This is a genomic window from Nostoc sp., from assembly GCF_036917515.1.
Taxonomy (GTDB): Bacteria; Cyanobacteriota; Cyanobacteriia; order Cyanobacteriales; family Nostocaceae; genus Nostoc.
In genome coordinates, this window is the sequence record NZ_JBALDE010000225.1 from 41,516 (window position 1) to 66,052 (window position 24,537).

The window sequence follows — 24,537 nt, forward strand, 5'->3', positions numbered from 1 at the left end:
CCAACCATATCGCTACGGGTTAACAAGCTACCAAATTAGTGAAAAGCTCAGCTTATAAGCTTTTTGAATTTTGATAGAAGTTGGAGTGGCGGCTTCAGAGAAGTCTGATGGCAACTTTGGGCACTCAAATTAAGAGGGCATGATTTTGAATTATCCATAACCGACTAAATAGTTAATCTAAGCCTTTATCCAATAGATTAAATCTATTACAATTTTATGCCGAAAAATTGTACAAGGGTTTCTATTTTTTCTATGCAATAAAACATTTTTTGAGGACGACTGGTAATGAATAAAATGACTCTTAGAGTTCCTTTTGTAGACTTAAAGTTACAACATGAACCAATTCAAACGCAATTACAAGATGCAATCCAATCTGTATTGGAACGGGGAGATTTTATTTTAGGGCAAGCACTTTCAGATTTTGAAGCAGCATTTGCGGCAGTATCTGGTACAGCTTATGGAGTTGGTGTGGCCTCAGGAACAGATGCGATCGCTCTGGGATTACAAGCGTGTAATATTGGTGCTGGCGATGAAGTGATTTTACCCGCAAATACTTTTGTTGCAACCTTAATTGGGGTGCTACGTACTGGCGCCAAGCCAATTTTGGTAGATTGCGATTGCCAAACAGCTTTAATTGACTTAGAAGCCGCAGCAAAGGCAATTACACCTCATACTAAAGCAATTATCCCTGTGCATCTCTATGGTCAGATGGTATCACCGCGCGAACTAGTAAACTTTGCCGATACCTACAAACTCCTAATTTTTGAAGATGCCGCCCAAGCACATCTGGCCCAAAGAGACGGATATTACGCTGGTTCAATAGGAATAGCAGCAGCTTTTAGTTTCTATCCCAGCAAAAATTTGGGAGCATTTGGGGATGGAGGAATGCTGCTGACACGAGATTCAGATGTAGCCCAGAAGATGGTGCGCTTGCGAAATTATGGTGCATCGCAAAAGTATTTTCATACAGAACCAGGTACAAATAGCCGCTTGGATACTTTACAAGCAGCAATTTTGCACAAAAAACTTCCATATTTGCCCCAGTGGAATCGCGATCGCCTAACTATTGCCCAGCAGTATGATAGTGAACTAGCACCCTTGGCAACTGCTGGGATTATCCCTATAGAAAACCAAAGTGATACAGGACACGTCTATCATCTTTATGTAATTAAAGTAGATGATTCTTGCCCCATAAAACGCCAGCAACTCCAGGAAAAACTCGCAGCGGCAGGAATTCAAACTGGTATTCACTACCCAATTCCTTGCCATCTCCAGCCAGCATTCACCAATTTAGGCTATCAACCGGGAGATTTTCCCCAAGCAGAAAAGTTGTCAAAGCAAATATTATCATTACCGATGTATCCTGGTTTAAGTAGTAGCCAAGTTAAAGAAGTTGTAGCAGCGATCGCCAATGCAGTCTCAACAAGTTATCAGGCAGACAATTTATCTCCTGCTGACCTTAACAGCGTGGTAGCCTGAAGTTAATTCATACTAAATGTGCATCTAACAATTAGACATTAGTCATTTGTCCTTTGCAAATGACCAATGACCAATAACTAATAACCAAAGTTTTTGAATTACTTAAAATCATGGCACTCCAGCAACAGGTTAAAAATATAAACGCATCAGGCTTGTTAAATTTAGCTATTTTAGGCGTTTTGCTGCTGCTTTATGCTCCAATATTGCTACATTGGTTAGATGGTTGGCTGCACAAAAATATCAGTACAGAACACGAATATTTCAGCCACGGGATTATTGGTCTACCATTTGCGGCTTATCTGGGCTGGATGAACCGGAAAAAGTGGAGACGTTTGCCAGATACCATCAATCCTTTGGGTGCTGTTTTATTGTTACTAGGGGTAGTTTTTTATCTTAGTGGTGTTACAGAGTGGGTTAACCTTTCCTTGCCCGTGATATTAGTCGGATTATGTTTGTGGTTTAAGGGAATAGCAGGTTTGCGATTACAAGGATTCCCCTTACTACTAGTATTTTTAGCTACCCCAACAGCATTGCCTTATCTCATTGCTCCCTATACCATGCCTCTGCAAAGCTTCATCGCTGGCACAGCAGGCTTCATACTGAATCAATTTGGTATGGAAGTAACCGTAGATGAGATCAATCTTTACGTGGGAGGACGGATTGTAGAAGTTGCTCCCTATTGTGCAGGGCTAAAAATGTTGTTTACGACTCTCTACGTTGGTTTGATGCTGCTTTATTGGACAGATGCTTTGTCTTCACGGCGGACAACTATATCGTTTTTATCTCTTGCTGCGATCGTTAGTATTAGTGCCAATATCATTCGTAATACTTTACTAACTTTCTTTCACGGCACAGGTCAAGAAGCGGCTTTTAAATGGCTGCATGAGGGTTGGGGTGGTGATCTCTACTCTGCTTGTATGCTGGTGTCACTAGTGCCTTTACTGAATTGGATTAATAGCTATTTTTCAGCATCTCTAGAAACTGAGCAAGAGGCAGAAAGTTAGAGATTGGGCATTAGGCATTGGGCATTGAGAAGAGACAAGGTAGACAAGGAAGAAACTTGTTCAATAATTTCCCCTTGTCCCCCTTGTCCCCTCGTCCCCTTGTCCCCTCCCCCTCTGCCCTCCTCCCTCATCTCCTCTACTCTCCACTTCTAACTCCCTTTATCTTTCATCAATTATACGTAAGTCCTAAATATTACTGAACTCACAATGTGATTTTATAAAGTAAAATTTTGCCTAAGTATTGCAAATTTTACTGATGATTTCCTTATCTAAATTTTTCAAGGAAAACCAATTGACTCAGGTAGCAGCACTTTTGTTATTGCTAGTGCTGCTAGCAATGGCAGGGGTTCCCGGATATCTTACAGGACACTGGCAATGGAAACAGCCGCCTGCTGTTCCTACCCTCCACGAATTAAAACAGATCCGCAAGACTGGGTTAACCCTTTCTGGTTGGCAAACCATTGAACAATCTGAACAGCAAATTGGTGAACATAATTGGTCTTTACAGGTAATTAAAAAAGAAGGTTCCGAATCCCAAGCAATCCTGCTTTTGTTGCCGCAAAATGGGCCTATGGATCAACCAGAGGTAGAGTGGACAGACGTTAATGGCTGGGGAAGGTCACGCTGGGGAAGGTGGGATATAGCTCAATCTCGTTCTGCGGAATTTACTGTCAAACCATCTGCAAAGTTGGCTTCTAATGTTGAAACTAAAGTAGAAGCTAGGTTCTTTCGCGCCTCCACACCACAGCAAACCTTTGCTGTTTTGCAATGGTATGCTATGCCAGACGGCGGAAATCCATCACCTTTTCACTGGTTCTTGGAAGATCAACTGGCACAGTGGCGCAAGCAACGTATTCCTTGGGTTGGTGTGAGCATTCTGATTCCAATGGAACCTTTGGGGCAGGTAGAAACATCTTGGTCTTTAGCCCAGTCTATTGGGGAAACAGTGCAAGCTGCATTAATGACAGGCCCTTTGTAGAGTCTGTTATAGATGCACTTGTGCAGAGATTCATCAGAAGTATCTCTATAAATTGTGTTCAAGCTGAAACTCACTTAAAATGATGTTAATAACATGAAGTTAGAAATTAAATTTAGCAAAGTTATTCTCTTTCTCTTAGTAAATACTTGTAGATAAAAGAGACATTGAAGGCATTTTTAGAGTAAAATAACCACTCGGCGCTACTACTTTCTATATAAATATTTTCTGCACCATTTTCTGCACCGATGTTCGTAAATCCCAGTTATTATATGCGTGGATTCAGCGCCTTGTGTTTTGTCAGTCTTCAAGTAGGAGTTTTCTTAACAACACCTATCCAACTTGTTGTCGCCCAGCCTTTTCCATCTCAAGGACAATCACCAAACCTATTTCCCTCACCTTTGCCAGGTAGTGAAGTTGTACCTCCAGGTACGAATGAAGAAATTTCTCCGCAACTCAGTCGCTACCTCTTGGGACCAGGAGATGCAATTGGTGTTGTGCTTCAGCGTCCTCCCGGCCCATATCGCTTAGGCATAGGAGATGGAATTAGCGTTTCGGTTCAGCGCTTTCCAGATTTGAGCTTTCAGGCTTTAATCAACCCAGAAGGTAATATTGCGGTGCCGTTATTGGGAACAGTTTCTTTACAAGGTTTAACTTTGGAAGAAGCTCAAGAAAAAATTCGCTTGGGTTTAAATCGTTATGTCGTCGATCCAATAATAGTTTTAGCCTTAGTAACGCAGCGTCAAGACCTCAGTTTTCAAGCTGTAATTAGTCCAGAAGGCAACATCATCGTGCCGCAAGTAGGAACAGTGTCATTAAAAGGTTTAACCTTGGAAGAAGCTCAAGAAAAAATTCGCTTAGGCTTGAGTCGCTTTTTCCCAGATCCAATCGTGGTAGTATCCTTAGCAGGAACGCGACCAGTTCAAGTTACTATTAGCGGGGAAATATTTCGACCAGGAATTTATCCAATTAATTCACCAACACCCCGCGTTGCTGATGCTTTGCTAATATCTGGTGGTTCAACGTTGAATGCAGACCTGCGACAGGTGCAAGTACGCCGAAAGTTAATCGATGGTTCTGTAATTTCACAAACTATTGACTTATATGCAACACTGCAAAATGGCGGTTCAATCCCGAATTTACGTTTACAAGATGGAGATGCGATACTCGTGCCCCGTCGCGAAGTCGGTAATGAGGACGGTTATGACCGCAATTTGGTAGCACGTTCATCCTTGGCTACACCACAGATTAGAGTCCGAGTTTTAAACTACTCTGCAGGTGGTCTTTCCATTCAAGCACTGCCTAACGGCAGTACATTTGTAGATGCTTTGGGAGGAATAAATTTAGACACTGCTAATTTGAGAGATATCGCTCTGGTTCGTTTTGATTCGGAACGAGGCAAAGCTGTTACCCAAAAACTTGATGCTAAAAAAGCTTTAGGTGGTGATGCGTCTCAAAATGTGGCACTTCAAGATAACGATGTTATTGTTGTTGGTCGGAACCTCATTGGTAGAATTACTAATTTCCTGACCACTATTACCCAGCCTTTCTTCAATGTTCAATCCTTTCTCCGGTTTTTTGACAACGTCGGTGGTGGACGAAATTATTAATATTAAAAGAAGGATGTAAGCTGAAAATAGTTTGGAGCGTAGGAAGCCACATTTTTAACTTATCTTTGAATTCATTAATGGAAAAATCTTAAAGATATCAACCGATATATACAGTAGGAAGTTGATAGCGTCCTTGTATCAAAGCCACTATCTTTGTTTGGTGCTTCCTAAATTTTGAATTTTGTATTTTAAATTTTGAATTGGAGTGAAGCGACCATGACCCCACCAATTATTAAACGCTATCTTATTGCTTTTGATAAATATAAATGGATTGGACTAGCTAGTTTTGCTTTAGTTATTGCAGGGTCAACTGTGGTGGCTATGCAACCAGATCCACCTACTAGCTATATTGCATCTGGTGCACTTAGTTATAGTGGTCCACCAGTTTCTTTCTCTACAACTGGTAATGAAATCCAACAGCAAGGAAAGGAACTGAATGAGGATGTTTTACTATCAAACCAGATAATTGCAGGCGTCGCAGATAAAGTCGGTGTCAAACCGAAACAACTCGGCGCAAGTCTTGCCCTTACTCTACCTAAAAAAAATGCTAAAAGTGGAGAATTAGAATCTCCTTTCTTTGAACTGAAATATGTAGATACTGACGCCAAACGAGCTATACAGGTCTTGACGGAATTGATGCAAGCAATGATCAAGGTGAGTAGTGACATCAATACTGGGCGATTACAAGCAATTATTCAAAAGATTAACGATCGCACCCCACAAAGTAAACGGGAATTGCAAATTGCTGAAAAGAAACTGGAACAGTACGATCGCATAGAGCGAACCGCAATATTAGCAGCAGAGAATGGCAGCTTATTAAGCGCCATTACTGCCAGCCAAAATCTACAACGGCAAATTCAATTAACTATTTCTGGGGTTGATGGTCAAGTTCGCAGTTTACAAAATAAGTTAGGCTTAACAGTCGGACAAGCTTATGTTTCTTCTGCTTTGAGTGCCGATCCAATTATTGGTAACTTACGATCGCAAATTTATCAAAGTGAATCGCAAATCGCTGTACTCAGAAAAGATTTGCGGCCGGAACATCCAACGATGGTGCAGTTAATGCGTCAGAAACAAGCTGCTGAAGAATTACTACAACAACGTGCTGCAGAGGTGTTAGGTGGTGGTGGAACGGCGGCTCCGCTTCAAGGTAGCGTTGCAGGTATTCGTACTCAAAGCAGCTTAGATCCAACACGCCAGCAATTGGCAAACCAAATGGTGGCTTTACAAACTCAACGGGAGACACTGCAACAACAACTAACTCAAGAAATCCAACAAGAAGCGCGACTACGGCGAGAGTATTCTCTGATACCCAATAAGCAATTAGAGCGATCGCGTTTAGAACAGGAGGTTGGACTCAAAAAAGGCATCTATGACCAAATGCAGGCGAAGCTAACCGATGCGAAAACCGCAGAGGCAGAAACTACTAGCAGCCTCAGCGTTGCCAGACGTCCCGCAGTCACTGTCGATCCCAAGCCTCCGAAGAGTGTGCCTATTACCCTTGCTGTGGGTGGTTTCTTAGGTGTGTTGGTTGGTGGCGGGGTGATATTTTTGTTAGGAGCGCTAGAAGGGACTTTCAAAACCAGGGAGGATATCCGCGAGAGCCTCAAGCAACGAGAAGTGGCATTGTTGGGAGAATTACCTTTAATGCCAGTTGATGATTTGGAGCCAGATGCTGTGCCGGTGGTATTTTCACAAGATTCTCCTTATTTAGAATTTTATGAGAAATTCCGTAGTAATATGCGCCGGATTGGTGGTAGAAACTTAAAGGTAGTATTGATTACTAGTACTGGTAGCCTAGAGGGTAAAACGGCAAGTGCTTATAATTTGGGTGTCGCTTCCGCCCGTGCTGGTAAAAGAACTTTAATTATCGAAACAGATTTGCGATCGCCTTCCCGTTGTACATCCTTGAGAGTAATTCCTGATCCTGAAGCGACTATTGAACCCCTACGTTATTACGCTAATTTGAGTGAATGTATTCGTTTAGTTCCTGATGTAGCAAATTTATACATTCTTCCCAGTCCTGGCCCAGTACGGCAATCCGCTGCTATTCTTGAATCTAGCGAAATGCGGCGGCTCTTAGAAGATGTCCGCGAACGATTTGATTTAGTAATTTTAGATACTAGTCCTCTCAGCACATCAAATGATCCTTTGTTAATTCAACCCTACAGCGATGGGATCGTACTAGTGGCGCGACCAAACTATACGCAAGAGAATATGCTAGCTGAAGCTATCGATCAATTGGTTGAATCTGAACTGGGGTTGTTGGGAGCAATTATTAATGGTGCTGATATCATCGTTTCTCTACCTGAAGAAGTTGCAAAATCATCAACATTTACATCCTCAGTAGAAGGATCTGAAGAAGTTTCAGCGAGTGCTAACAAAAACTAATAGTTTCCAAATAGTGAATTGCTTGTACAGCTTTGGGTAAAACCTTGGCGAATTGAGGGTGGAAATTTAAACCTAAAGGAAAGGCAGTGCGGTGAGGCAGGCACAAAGGGCGGGTTCCCAACTTGAAGCGATTGGCGAACCCGTAAGGATCTTGAGGGTTTCCAAAACTTTGTGATTTACTGACTTTAGCTTCTAATAGGGCTAGATACATCAGTAAAAATGATACGCTGTAAGACAGCCCATAAATCCAGTTGTGTAATAAGAGAAGTTGGGCAATTCCTCAAAGCCAGTAGGATGCATATAAAGACGATAATTTATGACATTCGTATTAAGTTATCAGAATATTTTTAACTATTTAGTTGAGCATAGACTCTGCACTCAGTTGGAGGAAGCTCTGTATGAGGTTGAGCCGATAAAAGCAAAAAACTTTAACTTGTTACTGACTTTCCCAGACAGTCGGAAACTACTGATTAAGCAAGAACGACACAATAAAGAAGGCAAAACACTGGGCGAGTTTTTGAGTGAATGGCGAATTCAAGAGTTTTTACAAACATTTCCAGAACTTAGCTACCTTCGAGCTTCGATGCCGGAGGTGCTTCATTTTGAGGCGGAACATTCCATTATTGTTTTCAGCTACTTGGATGACTATCGGGATTTAGAAGATTTCTACGGAAAAGAAAAGATTTTTCCAACTCAAATCGTCGAGGCGATCGCTACCATTCTCGCCACCATCCATCGAGCTACTTTCAACCGCCAAGAGTATCAGGAATTCTTCTCGGCAAAACCTACTAATAATCTCAGCCTTGCTCATGTGCCTAACTGGATTCGTAGTATAGAACGGATAGGTCCAGAAATTTTTGGTATAGTTCCTGTAGATGGGCTGAAATTCTTTAAGCTGTATCAGCGATACGAAAGCTTAGGGCAAGCAATGAAAGAACTTGCCGATGTTTTCCAACCCTGTTGCCTGACTCACAATGATCTCAAACTCAACAACATTCTCCTACACAATAATTGGCAGCAAGAAAGTCCCAACATTGTACGGCTGATTGATTGGGAGACTTCCACTTGGGGAGATCCTGCCTTTGATTTGGGAACACTGATTGCCAGCTACCTGCAAATCTGGCTGAGTAGCTTAGTCATTAGTAAGTCTCTGACTATCGAAGAATCTCTGCGTCTGGCTATGACACCCCTAGAACAGCTTCAACCTTCCATTGCTGCTCTGACTAAAGCTTATTTCGATAACTTCCCGGAGATTTTAGAGCATCGTCCCAATTGCTTAATGCAAGTTGTGCAATTTGCCGGTTTCGCCTTAATTCAACAGATTCAGCCGATGATTCAGTACCAAAAATACTTTGGCAATAAAGGGATTTGTATGCTTCAGGTTGCCAAGAGTTTGTTATGTCGTCCAGAACAATCTTTGGCGACTGTTTTCGGAACCGCAGCGACAGAACTCACTCAGTTGAGACCTTCTGTAGCAAAAGATTGATTTTTAATCGCGACGAAACAATATGCAACCAGGAAATTCTTCTCAAACTCAACAGCCGGATTCTGCTTCACAACAGCTGCTCGATACTTTGCAGGATATCGTCAGCAATGTGCAAATCCACTCCAACTTCTCTATTAGCCATCCAAATTACAAACCTTTGAAATTACCAGATGAGGTAGTCGCCCGCTTCCAAAGAATGCCTGCGGATATTCAAAATAAGTATTTTAGCTTGCAACTGCGCTCGTTTCTCTACGGTATCTACTACAATGCCTCTATGCGAGCAACTCTGGCACCAGACGGCGATTCAGCTGATTTGGCACTCCAGCAGGATTTAGAAAATAACACCCGCCTTGGAGTAGATATCGCATTTTACGAACGGTTGCACTCGTCCAATCAAGGCAGGGGCTATTTTGAGCCAGGTTGGTCTGTGGTGAGGCAAGAAAGTGATGGCACTCTTGCTGTAACCAAAAATGGTTTAACTTTACACATTGAACGAGACAAACATTTCCAATTCCCTGAACAATCTGCTGGTGTAGGTGAGTTGGTAGCTATCCGAATGCCTCGTAATTTTGTGCAAAGCGGGTTCTACATGGCAGTGAGCAATGCAGGACCACGCAGTTATACTCATCCAAACCGCCAGCCAGAAATCGTGCGAATTTACTTCAATTTCAGCCCAGAAGGTGCAGTAGCGGTTATGGGCAGTCTGACGCGCGAGTTGAACGATATTTTAATTCCCTTTACCTTTAAAACGCTATATAACCCAGGTGATTACAAGCGCTATGACTCAGGAGTCCTGTATTTCGAGAAGAGTAACTATGAAGCCGTCCGGCAGGTGCTTGAGAGTGTCTATGCACAAACAAAAGCGCATTTTCACACAGATGTCCCCCTATTTACCAAGTTCCTAGCACCAGGGCTTGGTCTAGCAGAGGAACCAAACCGTAAATTTGCAGACCAAGAAAGCTTTGGAATGAACCGCTGCCAAATTGTTGCCAATGGTTTGCTGGAAGCTTGGCACTCACTGGATGACTCCCTAGAGGGGCGGATGACGGCTATCCTCCAGCAATTCTCACTTTTGGGAGTTGAATTGCTGCGTTCCTACCTCAATGCTAACTCTTTTGATATATATACGCAGTTGAATATACGCAGTTGAATTTGTGATCACAGTTACTTCTTATGGCAGAAGAACTTCTCACGGGAGAATCGTAATGTTTAATACAATTAAAACAGACATTGAAAGGAAACTCAAATGATTAATCCCAAAAATAATGATAAAAATAATGGCAAAAATAATGATATCACAGTCGCCGGAACTGACTTTTTTGCCGATTCCGAAAACTTCTTGAATGAACTGACCGATAGTGAATCGGTTCAAATAACAGGCGGTTTTGAGGTCGGTACTGCTGGAGGTAGCAGGGCGAGCTTATTGCTTTGTGGTGATAGCAGCCTTAGCATAACTACTTGTAATTAAAACTTTATTGGTCTACTTTAATTAGAGAGTGAATTACTGCCCACTCTCTGATTAAATTAAAACTTGGAACTAAATTAAATATTTACTACAAAAACTCACTCGTCTGATAAAAAAAGGTTTTTGTGATAATTAATCTCAACTCGGAAAACTTATTTCCTTACTTAATAAATGCTGGTGTATGCAAAAAAGATGACTTAGACTCTCTTAAATTTGACTTTAACCACAGCAAAACTTTTTATTGGGCAATTGATATACCCCAAAAGCAGGAAAAGCTATTTGTTAAGCAGACACCTCATTATAGAAATCTCTATAATGATATTAGAATTTATAAAGAGTGGAAGCTTTATAATTTTTTGCAGCCTCACAAAGATTTAAATTACGTTTCATCATTAACTCCAGAAGTACTGCATTTTAATGAAAGTAATTCGATACTAATATACAAATGCTCAAAAGATGATATTGCCTTACAAAGTTATTATGAAAATCAGGAAACTTTCCCAATTGCGCTTGCAGAATTGGTGGGAACGACTTTAGCAAAACTACATTCACAGACGATGAGTTCTCAGGAATGCTACACTTTTCTGAGTGAGTTGGAAGAGTCTAAACTTAATTACCAACTTGCTTATCCTGATTATCTTTCTGACTATCTTTTCAGTAGAATTGAACCTGAGAGTTTAAAGAAGAGTCAAGCTGTTTCTTGGAGAATTCTTGGTATTTTTCAAAAAACTGACGCTGTGAGGGAAGTCATTATAGATCTCGTGTTAAATCATTGCCACTGCTGTTTAACACACAATAATATTCAATTTCATAAGATTTTCATACCTATGCATTGGGAGAGGTTAATATCGGAAATTCAGGATACTGATAAAAGCCTAATTAAGATTATTGATTGGGAAGCATGTAGTTGGGGCGATCCAGCTTGCGATTTAGGAAAAGCAATTCTTGGCTATTTTCTCTTCTGGCTCAACAGTATGATTGTACATCCTGCTATTGAAGTCAAAAAATCTATACAGCTAGCTACAATCCCTTTAGAAGTTGTTCGTCCTTCAATTGTAGCCATGACAAAAGCTTATATCAATACTTATCCAAAGATTTTAGAAGATTATTCGGATTTTCTCAAGCGGGTTATTCAGTTTACTGGACTTGGTTTGATTTATCAACTTCTCACAGAATTTCAACTTCAGCCAGAGATGGCTTTAAGTCATCAGGAGCTATATTCTTTCATTGCGACACAATTTCTGTGCAAGCCAGAGAAGTTTTTGTCAATTTAACGAGAGCATCTCAATTTTATAAATGTACCAAGATGATAGATTGTCATTGCGAATGAAACGTAGACGCCGAAGGCGGTGAGGGTCTCGCAGTCTTCTCCCAAGGGGAGACGCTAAGAACGATAGCGGTTCGCGTCGATTGCCAGCCCCCGAATCTGAAGGGTAGCAAAATGAAGCAATCGCAACATCTAGACTTAGCGATTGCTGAGTCCCAAGGGGACACGCTGCGCGTTCGCTCTTAACGTACGCTTTGCGCTTACGCTCCATTTCATTACGCTTGCAATGACAAGCAGAGGTATTTTTTGCAAAATGGAAAAACTCACTGATTCAATACTCTGTCAATAACAAAATGTAAGAGAATCTATCATGCAATTACCATCTACTTTACAGGAGACTTTACACGATATTGCTGACAACATTCAAATAAAATTTTCCGAATTACGCATCAGTCATTCTCACTATCCTCCTATAGAAACTCCTGCTGCTACTGTGGTACAACTGCAAAAGATGCCTCAGAAAATCCAGTATAAATATTTAAATTCTCAGTTATTAAAATTTATACAAAGTATTTACTTTGAAGGTTCGCGTGTAAAAGAAGTCAGCCCAGGAATTAAGACGAACGAACAAATTCTACAAGAAATAGATTCCAGAGAAATAGACTGGGAATTTTATGAACAATTGGACATGAACAATCAAGGGAGAGGTTTTTTTCACCCAGGGTACCACATCATTAGACAGGAAGCTGATGGTAGTCTTGCCGCAGATTTCGATGCTATGATTCTACACATTCAGCGAGAACGTCATCTTCCTTTATCTTTGCAATCAGCTACTGTAAACGATCCAGTAGCAGTATTGTTACCTTCTAGCTTTATTAATGGAAATAGGTATAGAGCAAATGGCGATAGCATAGGTGGTTTACCGCCTCTAAAGTTTCACAGTGACGGAATAAATGTTTACTTCAACTTCAGTCCAGAAGCTGCTGTTTGGGCTATGAAATATTTAACGACAAAATTGAATGAAGTGAAAGTTCCCTTCGCTTTTGAGGTATTACATAACCCTTTGAACTACAGGTTGTATAACTCAGGATTTCTCAAGTTTCCTTTTAACCCAGATGAGTCTTACCGATACAAAAAAATTCTTTTGCCAGTCTTACAGACGATTTATGCAGAAAATAAGTCCCACTTTCGAAAGCAGGTTCCCATATTTACCAAGGTACTCGCACCTGGTATTGGGTTAGCCGAACATCCTGCTTCTGAACTCAAGTTTGTAGGTCAACAACAGTTTGGAGAAAACCGCTGCGAAATTGTTGCTAATGCAATGCTTGAAGCTCATCAAAACAGTGACGAATCAAAACAAGCTCGGATGAAATATATTATCCAACACTTTGAGCGCTTGGGGCTTGACATAGAGCGTCCCTATCTCAATCCTAACTCAGAAGATATTTACATACCATTGGACTGAGCCAAGGGTGTGAGTTCATTCGTAATGGGTTAAAAAATTGCGCTTTAGGATATCAATGAAGCCATCACTCAACAAAAAATAAGATAAAAACAGTTAGCAATTTTTTGGCTATGAATTTAGGAAATGCTGTATTTAGTCGCGCCGAAACAAGCCAAAAAGGGGAGCGAGAATTACCCCAAAAACAAAACCACCGATATGTGCCCAGTAGGCAACTCCACCAGCTTCTACAGTCATGTTAGCGGCTGTTTGTAGGCTAGCAAGACCGGATATCACATTTTGCACAATGAAAAGTCCAATTATTATTAGTGCTGGAACTCTGATTGTAGTGATAAAAATCCCCAAAAATATTAAAGTCATGACTTGAGCGTGAGGAAAGCGGATAATGTATGCACCCAAAACCCCGGAAATTGCACCACTTGCCCCTAATGAAGGAATCTCAGAATTCATTCCAATAAACCATTGACACAAGGCAGCTAAAGCACCACACGCCAAATAAAAAATCAGATATTTGGCATGACCCAATCGATCTTCAATATTGTTGCCAAAAACCCAGAGAAACACCATATTCGAGATTAAGTGCCACCAACCGCCATGTAAGAATTGTGACGTAAATAATGTTATCCACTCTCCACTCAAATTGGTGGTTAACTGTTGAGGTACTACCGCATACTCACCTAAAAACTGACTCAATTGTGCATGTGACAGGCTCACCTCATGAATAAAAACTAAAATATTCATGCCAATTAACCCGTAGGTGAAATACGGGGTAATTCGCGTCGGATTTTCATCGTATAGGGGAAACACAGATGTTTTTCCTAAATTATTGACTAACTGCAATATAGCTTGTAAGTCTAGCAGTTGCGAAGATTAAGCAACTTCACTTATTAAATCAATTAGCATAATTGAGGGTAAGACAATATTATAAAAAACTACTTGTACCAAGATTCTTCCTGAGATTTATCGCTAAATAAACCCAACAGTGGGCCGAGAATTGCCCCAAAGATAAACCCGCCTGCATGGGCCCAGTAGGCAATACCGCCACTTTCCATACCGATATTGGTAGGTGTTTCAAGGCTGGCAAGTCCGTAGAAAGCTTGTTCGAGAAACCAGAATCCTAAAAAGAAATATGCCGGGACACGGAAAGTTGGGAAGAAAAACCCTAAAGGTACGACGCCAAGAACTTCAGCGTTGGGAAAGCGGAGAATGTATGCACCCATGACACCTGCGATCGCACCACTTGCACCCAAAGAAGGAATGCTAGAATCTTGAGCGAAGAACCACTGAGTCAAGGATGCCAAAACACCGCAAGATAAATAAAACAGTAAATATTTGGCATGACCTAACTTATCTTCAACGTTGTTACCAAAAATCCAGAGAAACAGCATATTGCCAGCTAAGTGCAAGAAACCACCGTGCAAAAATTGTGAAGTAATCAAAGTTGCCCACTCTGGCACTGGTTGATGTAGAGAAGTACCTCCAAAGCTTAAAGTCAGTTCTCGTGGAACTACAGCAGCAAGGTGTAAAAACCCATTTAATGCTTGTGGAGGAAGATTTGCTTCATAAAGAAAAGCGAGGACATTGACAGCAATCAGTCCATAAGTTACATAAGGGGTGATTTTTGTCGGATTATTATCTCTAATAGGAACCACAAGCGTTTTTTCCTGATTTGAAGACACAAACTTTACAATACTGAATTCTATAAGTAGTTTCTTCTACCTCATGGATGGATCTCGCTTTAACTAAGTAAATAATTAGTACTTATATTTTATGAGGCAGCGATCATGCAATACGGTTTGGATAAGCATTTTTCACAATCGAGTGTGGTCTGGGGAATGGGTTTGCGGGTAAAGGGGAAAGGATGTATTTAAAACCTCAGTCCCTTTTGGCTTTCCCCTTTAATCGAACCGTATTGAGTGATCATGTAATAAACGTACACTTAGAGTAAACTGCTGCTTGACCGCACAATTTATTCTGCTCATCTAAAAGATTCCAGAGGATGCCATCTTGAATCTCAAAGCGTTTACCAGTGCTGGTGATCCGCACACCAGAAAAATAGCTAAACCCTTTAGTTGCTGCTTCTGTTAAGAGGCGATCGCGTTCTTCCTGCACTACTTCTTCAGCCGATTTTCGGGAAGGCATTCTGGTAAATTCTTCCCAAGAAAGTTCCCATAGTTCTAACGCTTTGCGATTACCATAATTGAAAATTGGGTCTGACTCAGTGTCGTGAGAAACTAAAACAAAAGGTGCTTCAAATAATACCTGTGCTATTTCCTGGGGTACAGCATTTACATCCAACAAAGCATTTCCCGTCCAATGCTGAAAACTGTTTACTAGGCGTTGACTGTGGCGAATAATTGCCTCTTGCTGCCAAGGAAATTCGATAATGCTGGTCATGAGAAAATGAATACATAGCACCAAAATTTAGTATGCCATGAAACAGTTTTTTTATTAATACTTTAGGAAATCAGCAACACCTAATATATGGAAGATTTGAAAAAAGATTGACATACTCTTCCCAAAGCTGAAAAGATTTTTTTAGTTAATCTATCTATATAGGCTTGGCAACTCATGTTTTTTTCAAATTCTTTGGAAAATAAACTCCAGCGCTGGAACGAAACCATCCATAATCAACCAAAAAATCCTAATGCTTACATTCGCCGAGGCATGGTTCACTTTCAACTAGCCAAGATTGATGAATCTATTCAAGATTTCGACATCGCAGAGCAATTGGATGTCCGTATTAAACCTTATCTCTGGCAACGTGGATTATCATACTATTATGCAGAAAGATTTACTGAGGGCGCTGAACAATTTGAAATAGATTTGACAGTAAATGCTCAAGATGTAGAAGAAACAGTATGGCGATATCTCTGCATAGCTCGTTCGTTAGGTGTTGAAGAGGCGCGTAATTCTTTACTAACTGTAAAAAATGACCCTCGACGTATTATGCAGCGCGTATATGATTTGTATGCTGGAGATTGTACACCAGATGATGTTTTAACTATTGGTCAGTCAGAAGGGATAAAGGGAAATTTTTACAGTCATCTTTACTTGGGATTATATTACGAAGTTGAGAATAATATTAATTTGGCTCAGGAGTATATAGTGAAAGCTGCTGATAATTACAAAATTGATGATTATATGTGGTATTTAGCGCAGGTACACAAAAAATTGCAAGGCTGGATATAGTCGAGTATTAATGTCCTAGAGGATGCCTTTTTGAGCTTGGGGTATTATTGATATAAATTACTCACAATTATAGAGAATAAAAACCATTTGGAGTTGCCTTGCTGTTACTTACTAAGACTCAGCCCCCAATTCTCTATGTACGCACAATCCACGGTCATCCTCGTTATATTGATAGACTTTTTAGAGACTGGTATGACATTACGCAACTTCCTAAAGACGACTTAAAAGTTACAGTTAATTTTAACTATTGCGAATTTCTGGGACATATCGGTGTTGCGTTTCTAGGGGGAATGGTTCACCTGCTTGAAGCTAATGGTGGTCATGTGACTTTCGACTGGAATACACTTACCGATAAAAAAATTCGTACTAACTTGGCTCAGAATGGTTTTTTATGCGATTTTGGCTACAATTGGGAACCTTGGGATGGAAACTCTATCCCCTTTAGGAGCGATCGCCAGCATGACCCTATAGCTATAGCTGACTACCTACGATACAAGTGGCTAGGCAAAGGTTGGGTCAATATCAGTCCTGGATTACAGGAAGCAATTACAGGAAAAGTCGTAGAAATATATCTCAATGCCTTTGAGCATAGCCAGTCTGCAATAGGCGTGTTTAGCTGCGGTCAAAACTATCCCGAAGCAGGTACGCTTCAGTTAACGGTTATCGACTTTGGTATTGGTATCCCTAATAGAGTTCGCACTTTACCTGAAAACTCAGCCATGACTGCTACTGAGGCTCTAGAGTGGGCATTCCAGCCGGGAAATAGTACAAAGCAGAATGGTGTTCGACAGGGTGAAGGTTTACATTTACTACAAGAATTTGTCAAAAAAAATCATGGAAACTTGATGATTTTCAGTAATGACGGGTATGTCACTATAAGGGATAATGGAATCATATATGAAAACAAATGTACTAGTTTTTCGGGAACGCTAGTTAATATTGCCCTTCGATGTGATGAGTCCTATTACTGTCTAGCTTCTGAAGTTCCTCAACACAGGAAGCGAATATTCTAGAGAGCGGGAGATGGAGAAATGGTATACAAAATTTACGATATTGTTGGAGAATATGCCATCACTGCTGATGGCGGACAGAAACTATATGACCAGATTTATCCACTTTTGCTAGCTGGCAAACCTGTAGAGTTGGATTTCACAGGCGTGAAAGTTTTTGCGTCTCCATTCGTGAACTTCGCCTTTGGTCAATTGTTGAAGGACATTCCAGCAGACAAACTGAACCAGCTAGTTGAATTCACTTCTCTCAACGCTGATGGGTGGGATGTTCTGGAACATGTAATGGCTAAAGCCAAACGATATTACTCTGATGAAAAATATCGTACTGCTGTGGATACAGTGATCACAAATATAGCTGTAACTCCTTGAGTATGGCGATTAAGCTCAACATCCAAGCTGATGTCATCAACATCAAAACTGATATTTCACAGCAAGGTGATATTTTCTTCGTAGATACAAACGTCTGGTTTTGGTACGCTTATGTAAATGCTGTGTCTAGCGCTAAATCTTACTAACTCAACAATTATCCCAACTATCTCAACCAAGCACTTTCAAATGGAGCTACTCTAACCTACTCTGGGCTTACTTTAGCAGAGCTTGCTCATATCATTGAGAAGACCGAATATGAGATTTATGATCCAATCTCATGGATGGCTACCAATCAAAGAATATCGGCATAATGACCCAATAGAACGGGCGAATGTCGTTGCTGAAGTTCAGTTTACTTGGCGTCGGGTCAAGGCGATCGCTGTTCCTATTGATCAAACAGTAGATGATGCAACAACTGATGCAGCCATCAAGCGATTCAAAACTCAAGCTGTTGATGGCTATGACCTACTGCTCCTAGAAGCGATTAGTAGAGCAGGAGCAGGACAAATTAGAATTATCACAGATGACATTGATTATAGTGTTGTTCCCGATAGTCAGGTCTTTACAAGCAACAAGTATATAATTCAGGAAGCTGCTTTACAGAATAAGTTAGTAGTGCGCTAATTAGGTTTAGCGTCCCAGAATTTTATCCCGCAAATGCTGAATGCGATCGCCTCAGCAAGTTCAGCCCATTGTATTTTGCTGATTGCTTGGCTTGAACGATATTGACTCCAACCCAAAATCAATCTGCAAAAAACAGACATTATGCAGAATATCTCAATGCATCCTCATCGCTGATCTAGTTCAACTTTCAGTGGCTTCGGTTTCAAACTGCGCTTGGTGGTACAAATGGGCATCTTTAATAATTATGCTGCATAGTTGTATACAGGAACTTCTGTGAAGCGATCCGGCTGTTGCCCACTGAGGACAATTTGCTGTAAATGTTCTACAGTTGATGAAGAAAAAAATTGTTCTCCTGTTTCTTCATTCACGCGAGCAGGTACGTTCTCAATCATGAAAACCTGTCCATTTAGCTCTAACGTGTAAGTTACCTTTTTTTTAACTAGCGTTTCTTGCTCATGAGTCATCGCCACTGTTTCTCCTTTGTGTAAAGTCTTCATCCCATTTCTGGGGGTCAGGTTGATACAGAGTAATAATTCTGACTAATGCACCAGAGGGATAGCTACATTGAACGTGAATAGGTCTTTGAACTTGGGTCAAACCACTAATGAGACAGCTTGGACCGTACTTATCATTTGGATAGTCTTCAATAACCTGTCCATTGGCGATTACCTCTCTGATTTCTTTAACCTGAACTTGCCGCAAGATAGATTGATCAACGGCGTGCTTGGAAAACTCAAATTGTTCATCAGCAACTTTCTGACGGATTTCTTCAATAAGTGAGCTCATATAACTATTTTTTCACATCCGTCTGGCTCAGGATATATGTTATTTATCCTCCATCGCCATGAACGAATAGTTAACCACATTACGGGATGAAGATTCGCCTTGCACCTCGATAACTATCAATATCAAGCACAATTTCAATCAGACTTTCAACACACTGACCTCGATATTCAGAGTCGTTTAGCAGTCATCGGCATTGCCAATCGTAATTACGGGTAACGATGCTAAAGTATTTTCTTCACGTATGACTTGTTCGAGCGAATCTTTCCCTTTCATGCTGCGATTAGCTGTAAGCAAAATCATCTGATTTTCCTGAGCTAATCGCCAAACAACCCTGTCATCACTGTTGATCGATAAATCCATTTCTGCAATTGTGATAAGCTGACTTTTACCCTGAACATCAATTAGGAAAGTTAGGAAAAAACAAAAATGGCAACTATCTACGGCACCACAGGTTCTGACACAAGAAATGGAACTTCGGGAAATGACACATTATATGGATGGGCTAGGGGTGGCAATGTTAATAGCCCGTCTGGTAATGACACCCTGAATGGCAGCTTTGGTGACGATATCTTAAATGGTGGTACTGGTAATGACAGCCTTTTAGGTGGCGCTGGCAATGATAGCCTGATTGGCAATGATGGCAACGACGTGCTGACTGGTGGCACCCGTAATGACACCTTAGAAGGTGGGGCGGGTGCTGACAGCCTTTTGGGTGGCGCTGGCAATGATAGCCTGATTGGCAATGATGGCGATGACGTGTTACAAGGTAATGTCAGTGATGACATTCTAGTTGGAGGCTTGGGCAGGGACATACTTGCAGGCGGAGACGGTAATGACGCCCTAGTTGGAGGCTTGGGCAAGGACATACTTACAGGCGGAGATGGTGCCGATAGATTTTACTTTAATTCCCCAGATGAAGGAATTGATACCATCACTGACTTCAATAACGTAACTGATAATGATGAGATTTGGATTTCCGCCGAAGGTTTCGGAATAGATATAGACTCTCTCGATGCGGTTACGACCAACTTCAGTACAGGCGCACTGTTCGTTGAAGACACTCAGATTGCGACAGTTTCCTCTACTTTCGGCTCATTCTTAATTTTTAGTGGTACTATCAACATTTTCTAGAAACCGTGTGTTAAGTTAACCACAACCGAGAGATTGAACATGTTGAGGCAAACTTCGTCGGATTGCTCCAACATAATTGCTTCTATTTAATGGATTTGACAGTTCTAGGATAGCCAAAAAAGGGCATTCTCTTGATTGCTACGCTGACCAAGCATTAATGTCCCAACCTTTTATCCCGCAGGTGTTTAATGTGATCGCCTCTCAGATTTTTCGCAATAATTCCCGAATAGCGATCGCACAATCAGGGAAGGCTAAAGGTGAAATTGTCACATCCTCTGCAAGTATGCTCTCGCTGTGATAGCCGTCTGGACTGGGAAGACGATACATATACAACTTACGTCCATTCACATCTAAAATCCAGTATTCAATAATGCCTGACTTAGCATAAGCGATCGCTTTTACTTCTCGATCGTATTTGAGACTGGAATCAGCTATTTCAATCAGTAAAAACACTTCCGAAGCATTGGGATGGTGATCCTCATAATCTAATGGATTCAGCTTCACCACTGAAATATCTGGTTCTGGTTCTGAATAATCATCAAGTTGCACTGGTGACTGGATTCTTAATAAAACTTTGTCACCCAAACGTTGACGTAATAACCTTTCTGTGCGGGTAATTGCTGATTCATGAGCAGTTCCTTTTGCTGACATTCTGATGATTTGTCCCGCTATTAATTCTAAGCGTTCTTCAGGATGAAAAATCCCCATTTCCGCCATTTGGTGATATTCTTGAACACTAATTAGGCGAATATTGGTCAGCATAAGATTCACGTTAACGTCCTAGCATTTTATCCCGCAGATGCTTAATGCGATCGCGCAATTTTGCGGCTTCTTCAAATTCCAGTTTCTTTGCTGCCTCTTTCATCTGCGTTTCTAACAGAGTAATCAATTGGGGAATCTGTTCTAATGGCAGCTCATCTAGATGTTCATCTACTACTTTCAAATCAGTTGCATTTAACCGCCGAGACACATCTAAAAAAGACAAAATCGCGTTACTCGATTTTTTCACAATCGGTTGCGGTGTAATTCCATGTAGTCGATTATATGCCGTTTGAATCCCACGCCGCCTGTCTGTCTCATCAATGGCTTTAATCATGCTATCAGTTAAATTATCAGCATACATAATCGCTTGTCCCTGGATGTGACGCGCGGCTCTACCAATAGTTTGAATTAAGGAACGTTCGGCTCGTAAGAAACCTTCTTTATCTGCATCCATGATTGCTACTAAGGAAACTTCGGGTAAATCTAAACCTTCCCGCAGCAAGTTCACTCCAACTAATACATCAAATGTACCTTCGCGCAAGTTCTGCAAAATCTCAATTCGCTCAATTGAATTAATCTCAGAATGTAAATACCGCACTCGAATACTGTGGTCTTGCAGATACTCGGTTAAATCTTCTGCCATCCGCTTGGTTAATGTGGTAACTAACACTCGCTCATGGAGGTCAACTCTATCTTTAATTTCTCCTAACAAATCATCAATTTGTCCTTCTGTGGGACGTACAGAAATTTCTGGATCAATTACCCCAGTTGGACGAATTACTTGTTCAACTACATGGTTTTCAGAAACTTTTAATTCCCAATTTCCCGGAGTTGCTGAAACAAAAATACACTGATTTACTTTTTGCCAAAATTCCTCAGCTTTTAAAGGACGATTATCAGCAGCACTAGGAAGCCGAAATCCATGTTCAATTAAAACTTTTTTTCTCGCTTGATCGCCGTTATACATCCCTCGAATTTGAGGCACGGTAACGTGAGATTCATCGATAATTAATAGCCAATCTTTGGGAAAATAATCAATTAAACATTCTGGTGGTTCTCCAGCTTGTCTTCCTGCTAAGTGACGGGAATAGTTCTCGACGCCGTTACAGTAACCTACTTCGCGGAGCATTTCCAAGTCATAGCGTGTACGCTGATCTATGCGTTGCGCTTCTAATAGTTTCCCAGCTTGTTCTAAGTCTAGTTTTTGCTGTTTTAATTCTGCGGCAATGTCATCACAAGCTATTTCTAATCGTTCTTCTGGGGTGACAAAGTGACGTGCAGGGTAGACATTCACCGCTTCTAAACTTTTGAGAATTTCCCCTGTCACCGGATCGATGTAGCGAATCGCGTCAATTTCATCACCAAAGAATTCGACACGAATAATTCGGTCTTCATAAGCTGGGCCAATTTCTAAAACATCACCCCGGACGCGAAATTTTCCCCGACCCATTTCTATGTCATTACGGCTATATTGAACATTTGCCAAATCCCGTAAAATTTGGCGTTGATTTACTTCCATACCTATCTGAAGGGGGATGGCAGCTTTCAGATATTCTGATGGCATTCCTAAACCGTAGATGCAGCTGATGGAAGCAACGACAATCACATCACGGCGTTCAAAAAGCGATCGCGTCGCTGAATGCCGCAACATATCTATTTCATCATTAATCGCCGCTGTTTTTTCAATATAAGTATCGGTAACAGGAATATACGCTTCTGGCTGATAGTAATCGTAGTAGCTGACAAAATACTCAACTGCGTTATTGGGAAAGAAATCCCGCAACTCGTTACAAAGCTGCGCAGCCAGAGTTTTGTTATGGGCTAGAACTAAAGTTGGCTTGCCAATTTTCTCAATAACTGCTGCTACTGAAAATGTCTTACCAGTTCCAGTGGCTCCTAGTAAAGTTTGGTAACTATTGCCTGATTGGATACTATCAGTTAATTGGGCGATCGCTTGTGGTTGATCGCCTGTAGGACTAAAGGGAGCTTGAAGACAAAATTCTGTCATACAGTTTTGCTGTAAATACCCTATTTCATGGTGACGATTCCGCCCTGTATCCATTCTAGCTGGCTTCTTAGACCAAATAAATAGTAATAATTATTTACAAATGTTATTACTTTAAATTTACTTATGTATTAATTTTAAAGATTCTTATATCTATATGAGGTTTTTTAAGGTTAAACTCTAAGGTATATGGGAAAAAATTTCATCTTTCCTTAATTATTGTAAAATTCAATTAATAAATTAGAGGTGTTCGTTTATGGCTATTAGCAACACTGGCAAAGCAACCAGTTCTCGGCAAAAATATGCCAAGTCTCCAGGGGAAGTTACAGAGGAAGTTGAAAATCAACAAGATCAGAGCTTGAATGCTGATAAAGCCGAGGAAGTCAATGAACTGCCAGTGGGAGCTACTGGGACACTCGCCATTTCTGGAATTCGCCCCATAGGCGCTAGCGACTTAGAAGTTGCTGAAAAACTCTCTATTGCTGGGGTACGTCCCGTTAGCACCAGTCACTTGGAAGTAGTTGAAACCTATAATGCAATGGGTATTCGTCCAATTGGTGCTAATACACTCCAAGTGGTTGAAAGTATTAATCTCTCTGGTATTCGTCCAATTGCCTCAAGTTCATTGGTAATTGATGAAAGCTATTCAACATTCGGGAACCGTCCGATAGCATCAAATGAGATTGACAATCCTGAAAGCCTGATGGGTTTTCTAGATTAAACAAAAAACATCCCCATAACTTTCTTAACCCATTTTCTATACGAAGCTGGGTTTTTTATTTAAAAAGTAAAGATTACCATTTGTGACATTTGTTCTATGTCTTTTAGCATAGGTAACTAAACTATTCTCACTTTATTTTATATTCCACCAACAGCCAGAACGCTTACTAAAACTAACTTTCTTAATTACGAATTACCAATTATGAATTCCGAATTCTTGAATCTGCCTTGTGGTGGAAGGCTTTAGCAAAAACTTTAAGTTACTATGTAAAAGTGATAACAAAGAGTTTCAAAGTTAGCTTATAGCTTTGAAATTAATTTTTAATTGAATCAGGAGTATCAAAATGAGCATAGAAGATCGCGCAAAGGCTGCTGCTAAAAATGTTGAAGGTAAAGCCCAAGAAGCATTAGGAAATGTAACTGGAGATCCAGAAGATAAAGCTAAAGGTAAAGCAAAGCAAGCCGAAAGCGAAGTAAGTCACGGCATTGAAGATGTGAAAGATAATGTCAAGAAAAACATTGACTAACAATTCATAGTTTTTTGTGCAGAAACCTTAGGTATACAATGGAGTGGATTCCATTTTTGCAAGAAAAAATTATGAAACATTAAATAATCAATGCTATGTACCTTTATTCTTTTTTTAGCAAGCTTTGAAAGTAAGGGACTAGCTTGATTGACAAAGTTTTTTTTATAGAGACGTAATTAATTACGTCTCTATGTTTGTTTATACTTAATTTATTCTTAATTTATTTTTATAATTATAACTATAAAGCAATAGAGTTCAGAATGAGCAACAA

The 24,537-nt window shown here is 40.6% G+C and carries 27 protein-coding genes; 18 read left to right on the forward strand and 9 right to left on the reverse strand.

Annotated features, from left to right (window positions below; genetic code table 11):
• Positions 1 to 285: 285 nt before the first annotated feature.
• From V7K89_RS29555 to V7K89_RS29575, 5 genes are all read left to right on the forward strand, one after another.
• Positions 286 to 1,479 (forward strand): DegT/DnrJ/EryC1/StrS family aminotransferase, encoded by a 1,194-nt coding sequence (locus V7K89_RS29555; RefSeq protein ID WP_335193654.1) that lies wholly within the window; start codon positions 286 to 288, stop codon positions 1,477 to 1,479.
• 110 nt (positions 1,480 to 1,589) lie between these two features.
• On the forward strand, positions 1,590 to 2,483 hold the full coding sequence (gene crtB / locus V7K89_RS29560; protein WP_335193656.1) for a cyanoexosortase B: 894 nt from the start codon (positions 1,590 to 1,592) through the stop codon (positions 2,481 to 2,483).
• 256 nt (positions 2,484 to 2,739) lie between these two features.
• The gene (locus V7K89_RS29565) at positions 2,740 to 3,462 is read left to right on the forward strand and encodes a cyanoexosortase B system-associated protein (protein WP_335193658.1); all 723 of its coding nucleotides are present in this window, start codon (positions 2,740 to 2,742) and stop codon (positions 3,460 to 3,462) included.
• Between the two features lie 245 nt (positions 3,463 to 3,707).
• Positions 3,708 to 5,069 carry a polysaccharide biosynthesis/export family protein gene (locus V7K89_RS29570; RefSeq protein WP_335193660.1) on the forward strand — a complete coding sequence of 454 codons (1,362 nt, stop codon included), beginning with the start codon at positions 3,708 to 3,710 and terminating at the stop codon, positions 5,067 to 5,069.
• Between the two features lie 216 nt (positions 5,070 to 5,285).
• A complete protein-coding gene (locus V7K89_RS29575; protein WP_335193662.1) occupies positions 5,286 to 7,460 on the forward strand; it encodes a GumC family protein in 2,175 nt (724 codons plus the stop codon).
• On the opposite strand, the gene V7K89_RS29580 is transcribed toward V7K89_RS29575, so the two are convergent.
• A complete protein-coding gene (locus V7K89_RS29580) occupies positions 7,447 to 7,671 on the reverse strand; it encodes a hypothetical protein (protein WP_335193664.1) in 225 nt (74 codons plus the stop codon). The two genes, V7K89_RS29575 and V7K89_RS29580, sit on opposite strands and share 14 nt — an antisense overlap.
• A gap of 105 nt (positions 7,672 to 7,776) precedes the next feature.
• Here V7K89_RS29580 and V7K89_RS29585 point away from each other — a divergent pair, with 105 nt between their 5' ends.
• The 5 genes from V7K89_RS29585 (at position 7,777) to V7K89_RS29605 (ending at position 13,143) form a co-directional block, all read left to right on the forward strand.
• Positions 7,777 to 8,946 (forward strand): phosphotransferase family protein, encoded by a 1,170-nt coding sequence (locus V7K89_RS29585; RefSeq protein ID WP_335193666.1) that lies wholly within the window; start codon positions 7,777 to 7,779, stop codon positions 8,944 to 8,946.
• A gap of 22 nt (positions 8,947 to 8,968) precedes the next feature.
• The gene (locus V7K89_RS29590) at positions 8,969 to 10,096 is read left to right on the forward strand and encodes a T3SS effector HopA1 family protein (RefSeq protein WP_335193668.1); all 1,128 of its coding nucleotides are present in this window, start codon (positions 8,969 to 8,971) and stop codon (positions 10,094 to 10,096) included.
• 96 nt (positions 10,097 to 10,192) lie between these two features.
• Positions 10,193 to 10,414 carry a SapB/AmfS family lanthipeptide gene (locus tag V7K89_RS29595; protein ID WP_335193670.1) on the forward strand — a complete coding sequence of 74 codons (222 nt, stop codon included), beginning with the start codon at positions 10,193 to 10,195 and terminating at the stop codon, positions 10,412 to 10,414.
• A 122-nt stretch (positions 10,415 to 10,536) separates the two neighbouring features.
• On the forward strand, positions 10,537 to 11,685 hold the full coding sequence (locus V7K89_RS29600) for a hypothetical protein (protein WP_335193672.1): 1,149 nt from the start codon (positions 10,537 to 10,539) through the stop codon (positions 11,683 to 11,685).
• Between the two features lie 363 nt (positions 11,686 to 12,048).
• Positions 12,049 to 13,143, forward strand: coding sequence for a T3SS effector HopA1 family protein (locus tag V7K89_RS29605; protein WP_335193674.1), 1,095 nt, complete (start codon positions 12,049 to 12,051; stop codon positions 13,141 to 13,143).
• A gap of 132 nt (positions 13,144 to 13,275) precedes the next feature.
• On the opposite strand, the gene V7K89_RS29610 is transcribed toward V7K89_RS29605, so the two are convergent.
• From V7K89_RS29610 to V7K89_RS29620, 3 genes are all read right to left on the reverse strand, one after another.
• Positions 13,276 to 13,947: a rhomboid family intramembrane serine protease gene (locus V7K89_RS29610; protein ID WP_335193676.1), complete on the reverse strand. Its 672-nt coding sequence runs from the start codon at positions 13,945 to 13,947 to the stop codon at positions 13,276 to 13,278.
• 125 nt (positions 13,948 to 14,072) lie between these two features.
• Positions 14,073 to 14,792 (reverse strand): rhomboid family intramembrane serine protease, encoded by a 720-nt coding sequence (locus tag V7K89_RS29615; protein ID WP_335193678.1) that lies wholly within the window; start codon positions 14,790 to 14,792, stop codon positions 14,073 to 14,075.
• Between the two features lie 268 nt (positions 14,793 to 15,060).
• On the reverse strand, positions 15,061 to 15,537 hold the full coding sequence (locus tag V7K89_RS29620; RefSeq protein WP_335193680.1) for an MEKHLA domain-containing protein: 477 nt from the start codon (positions 15,535 to 15,537) through the stop codon (positions 15,061 to 15,063).
• Between the two features lie 174 nt (positions 15,538 to 15,711).
• On the opposite strand from V7K89_RS29620, the gene V7K89_RS29625 reads away from it, so the two are divergent.
• The 5 genes from V7K89_RS29625 to V7K89_RS29645 all read left to right on the forward strand — a co-directional run bounded on the left by V7K89_RS29625 (position 15,712) and on the right by V7K89_RS29645 (position 18,335).
• On the forward strand, positions 15,712 to 16,332 hold the full coding sequence (locus V7K89_RS29625; protein WP_335193682.1) for a tetratricopeptide repeat protein: 621 nt from the start codon (positions 15,712 to 15,714) through the stop codon (positions 16,330 to 16,332).
• A 98-nt stretch (positions 16,333 to 16,430) separates the two neighbouring features.
• A complete protein-coding gene (locus V7K89_RS29630) occupies positions 16,431 to 17,345 on the forward strand; it encodes a hypothetical protein (protein WP_335193684.1) in 915 nt (304 codons plus the stop codon).
• 18 nt (positions 17,346 to 17,363) lie between these two features.
• Entirely contained in the window at positions 17,364 to 17,711 is a 348-nt protein-coding gene (locus V7K89_RS29635; RefSeq protein ID WP_335193686.1) for an STAS-like domain-containing protein, read from the forward strand.
• 2 nt (positions 17,712 to 17,713) lie between these two features.
• On the forward strand, positions 17,714 to 17,857 hold the full coding sequence (locus V7K89_RS29640; RefSeq protein WP_335193688.1) for a hypothetical protein: 144 nt from the start codon (positions 17,714 to 17,716) through the stop codon (positions 17,855 to 17,857).
• Positions 17,858 to 17,966: 109 nt separating this feature from the next.
• Entirely contained in the window at positions 17,967 to 18,335 is a 369-nt protein-coding gene (locus V7K89_RS29645; RefSeq protein ID WP_335193690.1) for a hypothetical protein, read from the forward strand.
• A 242-nt stretch (positions 18,336 to 18,577) separates the two neighbouring features.
• On the opposite strand, the gene V7K89_RS29650 is transcribed toward V7K89_RS29645, so the two are convergent.
• From V7K89_RS29650 to V7K89_RS29660, 3 genes are all read right to left on the reverse strand, one after another.
• A complete protein-coding gene (locus tag V7K89_RS29650) occupies positions 18,578 to 18,799 on the reverse strand; it encodes a YgiT-type zinc finger protein (protein WP_335193692.1) in 222 nt (73 codons plus the stop codon).
• Positions 18,789 to 19,121: a DUF4258 domain-containing protein gene (locus V7K89_RS29655; RefSeq protein WP_335193694.1), complete on the reverse strand. Its 333-nt coding sequence runs from the start codon at positions 19,119 to 19,121 to the stop codon at positions 18,789 to 18,791. The genes V7K89_RS29650 and V7K89_RS29655 overlap by 11 nt, the downstream gene beginning before the upstream one ends.
• 177 nt (positions 19,122 to 19,298) lie before the next feature.
• Positions 19,299 to 19,481, reverse strand: a complete 183-nt coding sequence (locus tag V7K89_RS29660; RefSeq protein WP_335193696.1) for a hypothetical protein — start codon at positions 19,479 to 19,481, stop codon at positions 19,299 to 19,301.
• Positions 19,482 to 19,547: 66 nt separating this feature from the next.
• Between V7K89_RS29660 and V7K89_RS29665 the strand changes: the two genes are divergently transcribed.
• Entirely contained in the window at positions 19,548 to 20,252 is a 705-nt protein-coding gene (locus V7K89_RS29665; protein WP_335193698.1) for a calcium-binding protein, read from the forward strand.
• Positions 20,253 to 20,453: 201 nt separating this feature from the next.
• Here the strand turns inward: V7K89_RS29665 and V7K89_RS29670 are convergent, their stop codons facing one another.
• Positions 20,454 to 21,014, reverse strand: a complete 561-nt coding sequence (locus V7K89_RS29670) for a Uma2 family endonuclease (RefSeq protein WP_335193700.1) — start codon at positions 21,012 to 21,014, stop codon at positions 20,454 to 20,456.
• A 10-nt stretch (positions 21,015 to 21,024) separates the two neighbouring features.
• Positions 21,025 to 23,022, reverse strand: a complete 1,998-nt coding sequence (gene uvrB / locus V7K89_RS29675) for an excinuclease ABC subunit UvrB (protein WP_335193702.1) — start codon at positions 23,020 to 23,022, stop codon at positions 21,025 to 21,027.
• 253 nt (positions 23,023 to 23,275) lie between these two features.
• On the opposite strand from uvrB, the gene V7K89_RS29680 reads away from it, so the two are divergent.
• Positions 23,276 to 23,740: a hypothetical protein gene (locus tag V7K89_RS29680; protein WP_335193704.1), complete on the forward strand. Its 465-nt coding sequence runs from the start codon at positions 23,276 to 23,278 to the stop codon at positions 23,738 to 23,740.
• A 343-nt stretch (positions 23,741 to 24,083) separates the two neighbouring features.
• Positions 24,084 to 24,266: a CsbD family protein gene (locus V7K89_RS29685; RefSeq protein WP_335193706.1), complete on the forward strand. Its 183-nt coding sequence runs from the start codon at positions 24,084 to 24,086 to the stop codon at positions 24,264 to 24,266.
• The last annotated feature ends 271 nt before the right edge of the window (positions 24,267 to 24,537 follow it).

What these genes read in the sequence shown, in the direction of transcription:
- V7K89_RS29655 (WP_335193694.1), bottom strand. Translation starts at nt 19,121, where the DNA reads ATGAGCTCACTTATTGAAGAAATCCGTCAGAAAGTTGCTGATGAACAA.
- V7K89_RS29660 (WP_335193696.1), bottom strand. Translation starts at nt 19,481, where the DNA reads ATGGATTTATCGATCAACAGTGATGACAGGGTTGTTTGGCGATTAGCT.
- V7K89_RS29565 (WP_335193658.1), top strand. Translation starts at nt 2,740, where the DNA reads ATGATTTCCTTATCTAAATTTTTCAAGGAAAACCAATTGACTCAGGTA.
- V7K89_RS29625 (WP_335193682.1), top strand. Translation starts at nt 15,712, where the DNA reads ATGTTTTTTTCAAATTCTTTGGAAAATAAACTCCAGCGCTGGAACGAA.
- V7K89_RS29650 (WP_335193692.1), bottom strand. Translation starts at nt 18,799, where the DNA reads ATGACTCATGAGCAAGAAACGCTAGTTAAAAAAAAGGTAACTTACACG.
- crtB (WP_335193656.1), top strand. Translation starts at nt 1,590, where the DNA reads ATGGCACTCCAGCAACAGGTTAAAAATATAAACGCATCAGGCTTGTTA.
- V7K89_RS29670 (WP_335193700.1), bottom strand. Translation starts at nt 21,014, where the DNA reads ATGCTGACCAATATTCGCCTAATTAGTGTTCAAGAATATCACCAAATG.
- V7K89_RS29645 (WP_335193690.1), top strand. Translation starts at nt 17,967, where the DNA reads ATGAGATTTATGATCCAATCTCATGGATGGCTACCAATCAAAGAATAT.
- V7K89_RS29665 (WP_335193698.1), top strand. Translation starts at nt 19,548, where the DNA reads ATGGCAACTATCTACGGCACCACAGGTTCTGACACAAGAAATGGAACT.
- V7K89_RS29680 (WP_335193704.1), top strand. Translation starts at nt 23,276, where the DNA reads ATGGCTATTAGCAACACTGGCAAAGCAACCAGTTCTCGGCAAAAATAT.
- uvrB (WP_335193702.1), bottom strand. Translation starts at nt 23,022, where the DNA reads ATGACAGAATTTTGTCTTCAAGCTCCCTTTAGTCCTACAGGCGATCAA.
- V7K89_RS29605 (WP_335193674.1), top strand. Translation starts at nt 12,049, where the DNA reads ATGCAATTACCATCTACTTTACAGGAGACTTTACACGATATTGCTGAC.
- V7K89_RS29575 (WP_335193662.1), top strand. Translation starts at nt 5,286, where the DNA reads ATGACCCCACCAATTATTAAACGCTATCTTATTGCTTTTGATAAATAT.
- V7K89_RS29640 (WP_335193688.1), top strand. Translation starts at nt 17,714, where the DNA reads ATGGCGATTAAGCTCAACATCCAAGCTGATGTCATCAACATCAAAACT.
- V7K89_RS29595 (WP_335193670.1), top strand. Translation starts at nt 10,193, where the DNA reads ATGATTAATCCCAAAAATAATGATAAAAATAATGGCAAAAATAATGAT.
- V7K89_RS29685 (WP_335193706.1), top strand. Translation starts at nt 24,084, where the DNA reads ATGAGCATAGAAGATCGCGCAAAGGCTGCTGCTAAAAATGTTGAAGGT.
- V7K89_RS29580 (WP_335193664.1), bottom strand. Translation starts at nt 7,671, where the DNA reads ATGTATCTAGCCCTATTAGAAGCTAAAGTCAGTAAATCACAAAGTTTT.
- V7K89_RS29620 (WP_335193680.1), bottom strand. Translation starts at nt 15,537, where the DNA reads ATGACCAGCATTATCGAATTTCCTTGGCAGCAAGAGGCAATTATTCGC.
- V7K89_RS29570 (WP_335193660.1), top strand. Translation starts at nt 3,708, where the DNA reads ATGTTCGTAAATCCCAGTTATTATATGCGTGGATTCAGCGCCTTGTGT.
- V7K89_RS29555 (WP_335193654.1), top strand. Translation starts at nt 286, where the DNA reads ATGAATAAAATGACTCTTAGAGTTCCTTTTGTAGACTTAAAGTTACAA.
- V7K89_RS29635 (WP_335193686.1), top strand. Translation starts at nt 17,364, where the DNA reads ATGGTATACAAAATTTACGATATTGTTGGAGAATATGCCATCACTGCT.
- V7K89_RS29590 (WP_335193668.1), top strand. Translation starts at nt 8,969, where the DNA reads ATGCAACCAGGAAATTCTTCTCAAACTCAACAGCCGGATTCTGCTTCA.
- V7K89_RS29585 (WP_335193666.1), top strand. Translation starts at nt 7,777, where the DNA reads ATGACATTCGTATTAAGTTATCAGAATATTTTTAACTATTTAGTTGAG.